At 57.6% G+C, this 12,084-nt stretch carries 12 protein-coding genes; 9 read left to right on the forward strand and 3 right to left on the reverse strand.

Annotation, left to right across the window (positions count from 1 at the left end):
- The first annotated feature begins 11 nt into the window (after positions 1-11).
- The 3 genes from H8B15_RS09500 (at position 12) to ytxJ (ending at position 1,081) form a co-directional block, all read left to right on the forward strand.
- Complete coding sequence (locus tag H8B15_RS09500; protein WP_187319433.1) at positions 12-341, forward strand: hypothetical protein; 330 nt, start codon at positions 12-14, stop codon at positions 339-341.
- Between the two features lie 79 nt (positions 342-420).
- A complete protein-coding gene (locus H8B15_RS09505; RefSeq protein WP_187319434.1) occupies positions 421-720 on the forward strand; it encodes a hypothetical protein in 300 nt (99 codons plus the stop codon).
- A 19-nt stretch (positions 721-739) separates the two neighbouring features.
- Positions 740-1,081 carry a bacillithiol system redox-active protein YtxJ gene (gene ytxJ / locus H8B15_RS09510; RefSeq protein WP_185281784.1) on the forward strand — a complete coding sequence of 114 codons (342 nt, stop codon included), beginning with the start codon at positions 740-742 and terminating at the stop codon, positions 1,079-1,081.
- 101 nt (positions 1,082-1,182) lie between these two features.
- On the opposite strand, the gene H8B15_RS09515 is transcribed toward ytxJ, so the two are convergent.
- The gene (locus H8B15_RS09515; protein ID WP_187319435.1) at positions 1,183-1,587 is read right to left on the reverse strand and encodes an OsmC family protein; all 405 of its coding nucleotides are present in this window, start codon (positions 1,585-1,587) and stop codon (positions 1,183-1,185) included.
- A 113-nt stretch (positions 1,588-1,700) separates the two neighbouring features.
- On the opposite strand from H8B15_RS09515, the gene H8B15_RS09520 reads away from it, so the two are divergent.
- Positions 1,701-2,492, forward strand: coding sequence for a hypothetical protein (locus tag H8B15_RS09520; RefSeq protein ID WP_187319436.1), 792 nt, complete (start codon positions 1,701-1,703; stop codon positions 2,490-2,492).
- Positions 2,493-2,622: 130 nt separating this feature from the next.
- Positions 2,623-3,516 carry a lipoyl synthase gene (lipA, locus tag H8B15_RS09525; protein WP_187319479.1) on the forward strand — a complete coding sequence of 298 codons (894 nt, stop codon included), beginning with the start codon at positions 2,623-2,625 and terminating at the stop codon, positions 3,514-3,516.
- 114 nt (positions 3,517-3,630) lie between these two features.
- On the opposite strand, the gene H8B15_RS09530 is transcribed toward lipA, so the two are convergent.
- The gene (locus H8B15_RS09530; RefSeq protein ID WP_187319437.1) at positions 3,631-4,245 is read right to left on the reverse strand and encodes a DUF4136 domain-containing protein; all 615 of its coding nucleotides are present in this window, start codon (positions 4,243-4,245) and stop codon (positions 3,631-3,633) included.
- Between the two features lie 201 nt (positions 4,246-4,446).
- Here H8B15_RS09530 and H8B15_RS09535 point away from each other — a divergent pair, with 201 nt between their 5' ends.
- Positions 4,447-4,761: an SH3 domain-containing protein gene (locus H8B15_RS09535; protein ID WP_187319438.1), complete on the forward strand. Its 315-nt coding sequence runs from the start codon at positions 4,447-4,449 to the stop codon at positions 4,759-4,761.
- Positions 4,762-4,967: 206 nt separating this feature from the next.
- On the opposite strand, the gene gcvP is transcribed toward H8B15_RS09535, so the two are convergent.
- Positions 4,968-7,895, reverse strand: a complete 2,928-nt coding sequence (gene gcvP, locus H8B15_RS09540; RefSeq protein WP_187319439.1) for an aminomethyl-transferring glycine dehydrogenase — start codon at positions 7,893-7,895, stop codon at positions 4,968-4,970.
- Between the two features lie 184 nt (positions 7,896-8,079).
- On the opposite strand from gcvP, the gene H8B15_RS09545 reads away from it, so the two are divergent.
- The 3 genes from H8B15_RS09545 to H8B15_RS09555 are packed head-to-tail and all read left to right on the forward strand — an operon-like array spanning position 8,080 to position 12,076.
- On the forward strand, positions 8,080-9,273 hold the full coding sequence (locus H8B15_RS09545; protein ID WP_187319440.1) for an AAA family ATPase: 1,194 nt from the start codon (positions 8,080-8,082) through the stop codon (positions 9,271-9,273).
- Positions 9,270-9,854: a DUF4276 family protein gene (locus H8B15_RS09550; protein WP_187319441.1), complete on the forward strand. Its 585-nt coding sequence runs from the start codon at positions 9,270-9,272 to the stop codon at positions 9,852-9,854. Before H8B15_RS09545 ends, H8B15_RS09550 begins: the two co-directional genes overlap by 4 nt.
- Positions 9,855-9,868: 14 nt before the next feature.
- On the forward strand, positions 9,869-12,076 hold the full coding sequence (locus H8B15_RS09555; RefSeq protein WP_187319442.1) for a S9 family peptidase: 2,208 nt from the start codon (positions 9,869-9,871) through the stop codon (positions 12,074-12,076).
- Positions 12,077-12,084 lie beyond the last annotated feature (8 nt).

The following is a 12,084-nucleotide window of genomic DNA, read 5'->3' on the forward strand; positions in this document are numbered from 1 at the left end:
ACCCGTTGCCTATGTTCTTCTCTACTCGGCCCATACAGTGTTTCCGATTGGTCCTGCTCGTGCTGTTGAGCGGCTGGCTGCTCTTAGGCCAAACGGGCTGCCACCGCTACCATATTTCCGACCCAAAAGGTCCGCCGCAGCCCAAGATGAAAAAGGCGAAAGCCTCCGCTACAGATACCGAGCAGAGCGCCGATGGTAGTAGCCAAAGCACAGCCCAAGCAGAAAACGCGCCGCCCCAGCACAACAGCTACGATAAACAGGGACTGCTGAAGAAGAAAAAACACGACCGTAGTCGGAAGCGCAAAGTAGGGCAATACCGGTTTCTGGGTATCATATTTTAGTGTCCTCGCTCCCGTAGACTCGCAGATAATCAAGCCGTTTTGCATGGCTACCCCCTCTCACTTTTCCGTATGCTTTGGTATGAAACGCTTGCTACTTCTACCTGCCTTGCTGCTAGCCGCCTCGGCCTCGGCCCAAACGGAGTACACCACCCCCGCCCAGCACCGCTCCGAGAATCGCCGCGCCCTGCGCGACGCGGCCAAGTACCCGGCTAAGTATAAAGAGTCGCACCTGACTGTGACGCCTAAGGAACTGAAACGGGGCCAGACGGGCACTCCCCTCCCCCGCGACAGCCGCCGCCGTTACCGCTTCGACCACACTGGCACAGCCCGCGTTAGCGAACCAACGCCCCCCGGCTTACGTCTTACCCGCAAAAAGTAACTTTAAAACGCTCTGAAATATGACCCCTTGGCAACCCCTCACCCAACCCGAACAGCTGGCCGACATCGTGCAGGAATCACACGAGCATCCGGTATTGGTCTTCAAACATAGCACTACCTGCTCCATTAGCGCCGCTGCCAAAGGCAAGATTGAGCGCCAGTGGGACTCGGCTGGCCTCGACGGCACGCCCATTTACTACCTCGACTTGCTGCGCTACCGTCCCATTTCCAACGAAATTGCCCAAAAGTTTGGCGTAGAGCACCAGTCGCCCCAGCTGCTACTCATCCAAAACGGCGAGTGCAGCTACGACGCCTCCCACATGGGCATCCGCCTCAGCGACGTGCAGCAATTGGTGAAATAGTGAGATGGTGAAATGGTGAGTTTGATGTTCTACCGGTGCTATTGGCACAGCTTGCGCAAGTGGCGCCATCAGAACATCAAACTCACCATTTCACCATTTCCCTACTCATACAGGAACGAAACTTCCTGCTTGATTTCCGGGTTCAGGCTGAGTGCTACGGGGCAGGTGTGGGCGGCACGCTCTAGTAAGGCGCGCTCCTTTTCGGGGAGGCTGGCGGGCAGGTGAAACTGCACGTCGATCTGCCGGATGCGGCGCGGCTCGGAAGCCATGTGCTTGGTCACTTCGTACGTAACACTAGTGAGGTTTAGCTGGTGGCGCTCGGCTACGATGCCCATAATGGTCATCATGCAGGCACCCAGCGAAGCCGCCACTAAATCAGTGGGCGAAAAGGCCTCGCCCCGACCGTGGTTATCTACAGGCGCATCAGTAATAATGGTGTTGCCGGAAGCGTTGTGCGTAGCCTCGGTACGCAGTTGGCCGGTATAGCGGGCGCTGGCAGTGCTCATAGAATCAGAAATTTGGCAGGACAATGACAACAAATTTACGTACTTTCGATCAGGCTGCCTCGGAGCGGCCGTCTTTCGTCCGAATCTCCTCGCCCTTAGCTTCTTTGCCTGCCGTGCGAACTTTACTGGCTTCCGGTTTTTCTACTCTGGCACTGCTGCTAGCTGCTGCCGGCGCTACCAGCGCACAAAGTGCAGGAGGCAGCGGCGATGATCCTTCCTACCGCAAGGAAACGGTATACGGCGTCAACTTCAACACGCAAGGCGGCTTGATTGGTGGAGTGCATTTTCGCTCCTCCAAAGTATTGTCGCAGGACTGGCTACGCTTCTGGAGCCTGGAGGCAGTGGAAGTGAAGGGGCAGAAGGAAGATAAATTCATCAACCCCTACACCGGCGGCTCCTACGTGCCGGGCAAGACCAATTATTTCTATGTATTGCGGCCTTCTGTGGGTTTGCAGCGGGTTATCTTTCGAAAAGCAGCCGAGTCGGGCGTACAGGTAAATGCACTCGCTAGCGCAGGCCCATCTATCGGGCTGCTTATGCCCTACTACGTGTACTACGATTATACCCTACGCGACGGCAACGGCAACCCCATACCCGGCGCTGCCCAAGACATACGCGAGGCGCAATACGACCCTAACAACGCCCAAACGCCCATCGATAGGGCCCCTTTGTTCCGAGGTGCCAGCGAAATCAAGCCCACGGTAGGCGCACACCTGCGCGGGGCGCTCAGCTTTGAGTACGGCCGCTACCGCGACGCGGTAGCCGGTGTGGAAACAGGTTTCTTATTAGAGGTGTACACCAAGCGCCTGGAGATTCTGCGCGACAACAACGTACCCAGCTCCAAGCTCAACAAGCAGTTCTACCCTTCGGTGTACCTCACCCTCTACCTCGGGCATCGTAGCTAGCCTACCCTACTGCTTTTTTCCTGCTCAACTTTTCTCTGCAATTGCTGGTTGTGAGGGAAACCTAGCGTCGCCACTGGCTACAGCCTTTGCGTAAGCCAGGCGCTGCGTATCTTTGTTATCTATGGATGATCTGCTGCTACTCCCCGTAATACAGCCGGAAGCCGCCGCGCCGGCCCGGCCCCGCAAGCCCGATTGGCTGCGCGTGAAGCTGCCCGTAGGCCCCGAGTATGCCCGGGTGCGCAAGCTGGTAGACGAAAACAAGCTGCATACTATTTGCGAAAGCGGTAACTGCCCCAATATGGGCGAGTGCTGGGGTGCGGGTACCGCTACCTTCATGATTCTGGGCAACATCTGCACCCGGTCGTGCTCGTTCTGCGCGGTGGCTACGGGTCGCCCCAACGAGTACGATACCGACGAACCCCGCCGCGTGGCCGAGGCCATTCTGACGATGGGTGTGAAGCACGCCGTGATTACCTCCGTAAACCGCGACGAGCTGAAGGACCGCGGCGCCAGCATCTGGCACGAAACGGTGGTGCGCATCAAGCAGCTCTCCCCCGCCACAACCATTGAAACGCTGATTCCCGACGTGAAAGCCAACTGGGAAGCGCTGGACGTGATGATTTCGGGGGGACAGGAAGTGATTTCGCATAACGTGGAAACCGTGGGCAGCCTCTATCGTCTCGTGCGCCCGCAGGCCAAGTACGACCGCTCGTTGGAGCAAATCCGCCGGACCAAAGCCGCCGGACACCGCACCAAATCAGGCATTATGCTGGGCCTGGGCGAGACCAAGGACGAAATGTACAAGGCCATGGACGACCTCGTAGCCAATGGCCTCGACATTCTGACCCTGGGCCAGTACTTACAACCCACCAAGCGCCACCTGGAGGTAGCCGAATTCATCCACCCCGACCTCTTCGCCCACTACCGCGAAGAAGGATTGAAGCGCGGTCTGAAATATGTGGAAAGCGGCCCGCTGGTGCGCAGCTCCTACCACGCCGAGCGCCACGTAAACGTGCCGATCTAGGGTAGCCAGACCGTCATTTCGAACATGGTGAGAAATGACATTTACTTTTTACACACAAAAAGAAACCCCGCCAACAACGTGTTGGTGGGGTTTCTTTTTTAAGCGAAAATCAACTTAGCGGCGGGCTTGCGCCTGATCGTTAGGTGGGTACACACCCATGATGCCGTTGACGATGCGATACACTTCCTGCTCCGAAATGGAGTGGTTGTTATCGATCTGAGCCTGACCTGAGCCGCGCCATGCTAGCTCTTTGCGCTTCGCATCTACCACATCAATGATAACCGTACCAGCGGCATATTGACTCATAGGCGCGTAGCCCCGGCCGTAGAGGCCACCGTACATACCATAACCATAGTAGGGGTAACCCAAGCCATTGTAGTACGGCGATACCGACTGCTTTTCTTCTACCTTGGCATTGTAGGCCACATAGATGTCGGGGTTACTCTCAACGCGGGTTAGGCCTTTGTTAGCCAGTTCCCGGTCGATGGCCGTGCGCAGGCGCTGGTCCAAAAACGACTCGTAGCCTTTAGCCGGGCCGCCCTCAGCATCTACGGGCTGCTGCGGATACCAGGCCCAGGTTTTGTAGGCCCGGAAGTTCACGGCGTGGTCAAAATCGGAGGAGACGCCTACCCGGGAAGAGATGGCGCAGCTGCTGGCGCCCAGCAGCAAGGAAAAGCCCACCAGCGCCAGCATGGCAGAGCGATTCAGAAAACGGGCTATACGATTCATACGAAAGTTAAAAACGTGGGAGAAACCGAATCCTCGCTATAACGAGGCGGGGTGGTTGGTGGTATAGAGTAAACACCGTACGTAAAACCAACGTTCCCCGTTAGTTAGCACCTCTGGTATCGAAATTGCTATACTCAAACAGCTGGGCGAGGAAGTTGATAAAATATAAATTTTTCTACATCATACCATACTTCCTTCACCATGAAAAAAACAGTACGCGTATCTTTTTCCGGCTTGCTAGCCCTTACTCTACTCGGTGGCTGCAACGCCGCCCGTGAAGATGGCCACGGCAACAGCCGCGCCGCCAATACCCCAACCGAGCGCACTGCGGCCGTCGAATGCATCTTATACGATGGCATGAAGAAGGATTCCCCTCAATTGGCAGAAATCAAATCGGGTATGAAAGTGCAGGTTCTCGACTCAGTTGACGCCTATTTTGTGAAGGCCCGCGTGAGCAACGGCGACAAGGTAGTGACGGGCTATATGTACCGCACGTGCTTCCCAAAACAATGGTAATCCCTACCCTCCCTTTTATAACAAAACCGGCCGACACTCTAGAAGCGTCGGCCGGTTTTGCTTTGTATTGTACTATAGTACGCTTACCTGTCATTTCGACCAGCGGGAGAAATCTCGCGTGCTGACGTCAGATAGTATCCGACATCAGCACGCGAGATTTCTCCCGCTGGTCGAAATTACGTTCTGTGAGCGACGCCTACCTCAACCTAATACGAAGGGCCTTTATCGGCCTGTACCAGTTGCTCGGGCTCGTCGGCGTAGTCCTCGGTAGAGGTGCAGGAGCAGATCAGGTTCCGGTCGCCGTAGGCGGAGTCGACGCGCGACACGGCGGGCCAGAACTTGTAGGCGCGGGCGTGTTCGGTGGGATACACAGCCTGCTCGCGGGAGTAGGGACGCGTCCAGTCGTGCACCAGCACGGTGGCGGCGGTGTGCGGGGCGTGCTTCAGCACGTTGTCCTTGGCATCAGCGCGGCCTTGTTCCACCTCCCGGATTTCCTCCCGGATCTTCACCATGGCCTCCACGAAGCGGTCCAGTTCCTCCTTGCTCTCCGACTCGGTAGGCTCTACCATCAGCGTGCCCGCTACTGGGAACGACACGGTAGGCGCGTGGAAACCGTAGTCCATCAGGCGCTTGGCAATGTCTTCTACCTCAATGCCGGCCTTCTTGAACTGGCGGCAATCCAGAATCATCTCGTGGGCGCAGCGGCCGTTAGCACCAGCGTACAGCACCGGGTAGTGCTCTTCTAGCTTCGCTTTCAAGTAGTTGGCATTGAGAATAGCAATACGCGTAGCCATTTCCAACCCATCGCCGCCCATCATCGAGATATAGGCGTAGCTGATGGGTAGGATGCTGGCCGAGCCCCATGGCGCCGACGATACCGCGCCGGCTGTGCGGCCCTCGGCATCGACCACCACGTGGCCGGGTAAGTAGGGCGCCAGATCGGCTACTACGCCGATGGGGCCCACGCCGGGTCCGCCGCCGCCGTGCGGAATACAGAACGTTTTGTGCAGGTTGAGGTGGCACACATCGGCGCCGATGGTGGCGGGCGAGGTGAGGCCCACCTGGGCATTCATGTTGGCGCCGTCCATGTACACGCGGCCGCCGTGCTGGTGAATGGTCTGGCAGATGTCGATGATGGTTTCCTCATACACGCCGTGCGTGCTGGGGTAGGTCACCATCAGGCAGCTCAGCGTATCGGCGTACTTGGTGGCCTTGTCTTTCAGGTCCTGCACGTCGATGTTGCCTTGTTCGGTGCTTTTCACCACTACTACCTGCATGCCGGCCATCACGGCCGAGGCGGGGTTGGTGCCGTGGGCCGAGGCCGGAATGAGGGCCACGTTGCGGTGCGTGTCGCCCTGCGCCAGGTGGTAGTCGCGGATGGCCAGCAGGCCGGCGTACTCGCCCTGGGCGCCCGAGTTGGGCTGCAACGATACGGCCGCGAAGCCCGTCACCTCGCACAACCACCGCTCCAAATCTTTGAAAATCTGCGTGTAGCCTTTCGCCTGCTCGCGTGGGGCGAAGGGGTGCAGACCGCCGATTTCGGGCCACGTCACCGGAATCATTTCGGCGGTGGCGTTCAGCTTCATGGTGCACGAGCCGAGCGGAATCATGGAGTGCGCCAGGCTCAGGTCCTTATTTTCGAGCTGTTTCATGTAGCGCAGCATCTCGGTTTCGGAGTGGTGCGTGTTGAACACCGGGTGCGTGAGATAGGCGCTTTTGCGTACCAAAGCGTCAGACCAGTTCAACTCCGTTTCAGTGGGTAGGGCTAGCGTTTTATCGAACGACTTGCCCAGCACTTTCGCAAACACCCGCACGATGTCAACTACGTCCTCGACCTCGGTGTTTTGGTTCAGGGCAATACCCACGCGGGCCGTGCCTTCCTGGGAGAAGTAGCGGAAGTTGATGCCCGCGGCTTCGGCTTCCTGGCGGATGGCAGTTTGCAACTCCTCGCTTTCCAGCTTGAGCGTCAGCGTATCAAAGAAGAATTCGTTTTGCTGCTCCAGGCCCAGAGCCGTCAGCTCCTGCGCCAGCAACTGCGTGAGGGCGTGCACGTTGACGGCAAACTGCCGCACGCGCTGCGGGCCGTGGTACACGGCGTACATACCCGCCAGCACCGACAGCAGCACCTGCGCCGTGCAGATGTTGGAGGTAGCCTTCTCGCGACGGATGTGCTGCTCGCGGGTTTGCAGGGCCATGCGGTAGGCCTTATTGCCGGCCGCGTCAATGCTCTGCCCGATGATGCGGCCCGGAATAACGCGCTTAAATTGGTCTTTGGTAGCGAAGAAGCCGGCGTGCGGGCCACCGTAGCCCATGGGCACACCGAAGCGCTGGGAGTTGCCCACGCAGGCGTCGGCGCCCATCTCGCCGGGAGGGGTGAGGAGGGTAAGCGCCAGCAAATCAGCGGCTACGGCTACCAGCAGGCCGCGCTCGTGCGCCTGGGCAATGAAGTCGGTGTAGTCGTACACGGCGCCGTCGGCGACGGGGTATTGCAGCAGGGCACCGAACAGGGCCTCGTCGGTGAGGTCGGCCTGGCGGTGGTCGCCTACTACCAGCTCAATCCCGAGGGGGGTAGCGCGGGTGCGCACCACGTCGATGGTCTGGGGCAATACTTGCTCCGATACGAAGAACTTATGGGCGTTTTTCTTCTTGGTCTGCGAATGGAACATGTGCAGCACCTCGGCCGCGGCCGTGCCCTCGTCGAGCAGGGAAGCGTTGGCAATTTCGAGACCGGTCAGCTCCATCACCATCGTCTGATAGTTGATGAGAGCTTCGAGGCGACCCTGGGCAATTTCGGCCTGGTAGGGCGTGTAGGCGGTGTACCAACCGGGATTTTCGAGGATGTTGCGCTGCACCACGGGCGGCAGCTGGGTAGGGTAGTATCCCAGGCCGATGTAGTTCTTATACAGCTTATTCTGGCCAGCAATCTGCGCGAATTTCGCCAAAAAAGCCCGCTCCGTGAGGGCAGCGGGCAAATCGAGCGGCTTCTGCAAACGGATAGCGGCCGGCACGGTTTCGTCGATGAGCTGATCGAGCGACTCGACGCCGATGGCGCGCAGCATCTCGGTCACGGCGGCTTCGTCGGGGCCGTTGTGGCGGTCCACAAACACGTCGGCGGGCTGAGGTTTCAGGGTCATAGAAAATGAAGATCTAAATTAGGCGTGCAGCTTTCAACAAAGGTAGGAGGAAAAGGTGGCAGGAGGATTTGAGCAAGAGACAATAATCACTCTTTTATTCTTTCTTGAAAGAACGTACACTTAACTTGACATCAGATAGACTTTATTGTCTTCGTTTCTCTCTACTCACTACCTGTCCTTCTATATGCAAATAGAATCCATTCGCCTTAAAAATTTCAAGGTCTTCCGAGATGTGCATCTACGCGAAATACCTCCTTTTCTAGTTATCGTTGGGGCTAATGGAGCTGGTAAATCTACTTTGTTCGATGTATTTGGCTTTCTGCACGACTGTTTGAAAGGCAACGTACGGCAGGCATTGGATAAACGAGGCCGCTTCAAAGAAGTAGTAAGTCGCGACAGTGATTCCAAAGCTACTATCCTCATTGAAATTCAATACCGAATGCTGATTGCCGATGTGGACCGATTGGTTACGTATTCGCTAGAAATTGCTGATAGTAAAGGAGTACCGTACGTTAAGCGCGAAGTGCTGCGCTACAAGCGCGGCCGCTACGGCAGCCCCTACCACTTTCTCGATTTCAGCAAAGGAACGGGCTACGCCATTACCAATGAAGAAGACTTTCAGAAAGCCGACGAGGAATTAGACCGAGAACTGCAAACCCTCAACTCGCCCGATATGCTAGCTCTCAAAGGGCTGGGACAGTTTGAACGCTTTAAGGCAGCCAATGCTTTTCGCCAGCTAATTGAGGCATGGCACGTATCCGACTTCCATATTAGCCAAGCACGTGGCCGTAAAGAAGCAGCCGGCAATTCCGAACACCTCGCTGAATCCGGTGACAACCTACCATTAGTAGCGCAGTACCTGTATGAGCAGCATCCAGATACCTTCAATCAACTGCTACAAACCATGACCCGGCGTGTTCCCGGCGTAAAAACTGTTACGCCTCTCCTCATGGATGATGGATACCTGACACTTCGCTTTCAAGATGGTGCTTTTAAAACGCCTTTTTTAGACCGTTACGTATCCGACGGTACGATTAAGATGTTTGCCTACCTAGTGCTACTCTACGATCCACGCCCGCATCCGCTGCTGTGCGTAGAGGAGCCCGAAAATCAGTTGTATCCGCAATTGATGACGGAGTTAGCAGAGGAGTTTCGCCTGTATGCCCAGCGCGGAGGCCAAGTTTTGGTATCTACTCATTCACCCGATTTCCTGAATGCAACCCGACTAGAAGAAGTGTGCTGGTTGGTGAAAGAAGCTGGCGGTACCCGCATCGAGCGGGCAAAAGACCACGAGCAATTAGTGGCCTATATGGCCGATGGTGACCAAATGGGCTACCTATGGAAACAGGGCTTTTTCACTGGTGCTGATCCTCAATGAAAGAACTCGTTTTTCTATTGGAGGAACCCTCTGCTAAAGCTCTGCTGAGTACGCTATTGCCTCGCTTTCTGCATCCGACTATCGTGCCGCGTTATATCCCATTCGAAGGGAAGCAGGATTTGGATAAACAGTTGGAGAGGAAGCTACGGGGCTATATCAATCCACACGCTCGCTTTTTGGTACTGCGCGACCAAGACAGCGCCGATTGCCATGCTGTTAAGGCGGCCCTGCTGGTGAAGTGCGCTAATGCTGGACGCACAGCCACATCCTTAGTCCGTATTGCTTGTCATGAGTTAGAAACCTTTTATCTAGCCGATTTGGCTGCGGTGGAGAAGGTACTGGCCTGTCGAGGCTTGCAGGCCCAACAGGCCAGCGCCAAGTACCGCGCCCCCGATTATATCAACTCTCCTAGTCACGAGCTAGGAAAGCTCACGAACAACCGTTATCAGAAAGTGAATCATTCCCGTCTGTTAGGCGAACATCTTGACTTAGATAACACGCGTTCCAGTAGTTTTCATCACCTATTAACCGGCATCCGGCGGCTAGAGCAGGAGCTTTTGAGCATTCCTGATAACTTTTGAAACGGTTCTATCCTATGCCTAACTTAACCACACTTCTTTCTACGTGGTGTTTCCTGCCCCTCGCCTTGGCCGCCTGCCTCGTTTCAACAGCAGCTTCGGCCCAGCAGCAGCCCACCGTCACGGCCCAGGACTACGCCCGCGCCGAGCAGTTGATGGGCTATAACACCCAGGCGCTGGTAGACCACACGATGGGTCAGCCCAACTGGCTCGACAACGACCGGTTCTGGTACCGTACGCTCACGGCGCAGGGTAGCGAGTACGTGCTGGTAGACCCGGCCCGCAAGACGCGCACCGTCAGCGCCTCGCCGCCCGTGGCGTCTACCCCGGCCAAAACCCAGGATGCCCCCAATGCCCACAACGAAATCGTGTCGCCGGACGGGCGGCTGGCGGCCTACATCAAAGACTACAACCTGTGGGTGCGCAACACCCAGACCAACCAACAAACCCAGCTGACCACCGACGGCCAGAAGGACTACGGCTACGCCACCGACAACGCCGGCTGGACCAGCAGCGACCGGCCCGTGCTGCGCTGGTCGCCGGACTCGCGCAAGATTGCCACCTTCCAGCAGGACCAGCGCCGGGTAGGCGATATGTACCTGGTGACTACCAACGTAGGCCACCCTACCCTCAAAAGCTGGAAATACCCGCTGCCCGGCGACTCCACGATTATCACCATCGAGCGGGTGATTGTGGAGGTGAACCCGGCCAAGGTGGTGCGCCTGCAAGTGCCGCCCGATCCGCACCGCGGCACCCTCTCCGACGACATTTCCAGCAGCGGCACCTTCGACGACGTGGACTGGAGCGCCGACGCCCGGCAGCTGGCTTTTGTATCGACCTCGCGTGACCACAAGGAGGAGAAATTTCGCATTGCCGACGCGCAAACGGGCGCCGTGCGGGAGGTGTTTGAGGAGAAGGTAGCCACGCAGTATGAGTCGGGGCAGGGCGCCATCAACTGGCGCTACCTACCCAAGACGAAGGAAATCATCTGGTACTCGGAGCGCGACGACTGGGGGCATCTCTACCTCTACGACGCCACCACAGGCAAAGTCAAGAACCAGATTACGAAGGGCAACTGGGTGGTGACGCAGCTGGTTAAGATAGACGAGCAGAAGCGCCAGCTCTACTTCCTAGCCGATGGGCGGGAGCCGGGCAACCCCTACTTCACCCATCTCTACCGCATTGGGCTGGATGGCAAGGGCCTCACGCTGCTCACGCCCGAACCCGGCAACCACCGCATCGAGTTTTCGCCCTCGGGCCGCTACGTTGTTGATACTTACTCTCAGCCCGACGTGCCGCCCGTGAGCGTGCTGCGCAACCTGGACGGCAAGCTGCTCCTGACGCTGGAGAAGACCGATATTTCGCGCCTCACCGCTACCGGCTGGAAAGCTCCTACCCCCATCATGGTGAAAAGCCACGATGGGCAGCTGGAGTTACACGGCCTGATGTTTACACCTACCAAGCTGGACCCCAACCGGAAATATCCGGTTATCGACTACATCTACCCCGGTCCGCAGGGCGGCGGCGTGGGCAGCTGGTCGTTTTCGGCGGGGCGCGGCGACCATCAGGCCCTGGCCGAACTGGGCTTCGTGGTGGTCGTGCTGGAAGGTAGCTGCAACCCCTTGCGTTCCAAGAGCTACCACGATGCCTGCTACGGCAACATGGCCGAAAATACGCTTTCTGACCAGGTGGCCGGCATCAAGCAGTTGGCCCAGAAATACCCCTACCTCGACCTGGACCGCGTGGGCATCTGGGGGCACTCGGGTGGCGGCTATGCCACGGCCGCGGCCATGTTCCGCTACCCCGACTTCTTCAGGGTAGGCATCTCCGAATCGGGCAACCACGAGAACCGCAACTACGAGGACGACTGGGGCGAGCGGTACATCGGCCTGCTCACGGCCCAGGCCAACGGCACCACCAACTACGACAACCAGGCCAACGCCGTATCGGCTAAAAACCTGAAAGGCAAGCTGATGCTGGCCCACGGCATGATGGACAACAACGTGCCACCCTACAATACGCTGCTGGTGGTAGACGCCCTCACCAAAGCCAACAAGAGCTACGACCTGGTGATTTTCCCGAACGCTACCCACGGCTACGGTCAGGACTCGCCCTACATGACGCGCCGCCGCTGGGACTACTTCGTGCAGAACCTGGCCGGCGCCACCCCGCCCCACGACTACGAAATGCAGCCCAAACAAGACCCACGCACCGCGCGGCGGTAGGGGGCAAC

Origin of the sequence: Hymenobacter citatus (assembly GCF_014333615.1) — a bacterium.
Classification (GTDB): Bacteria; Bacteroidota; Bacteroidia; order Cytophagales; family Hymenobacteraceae; genus Hymenobacter; species Hymenobacter citatus.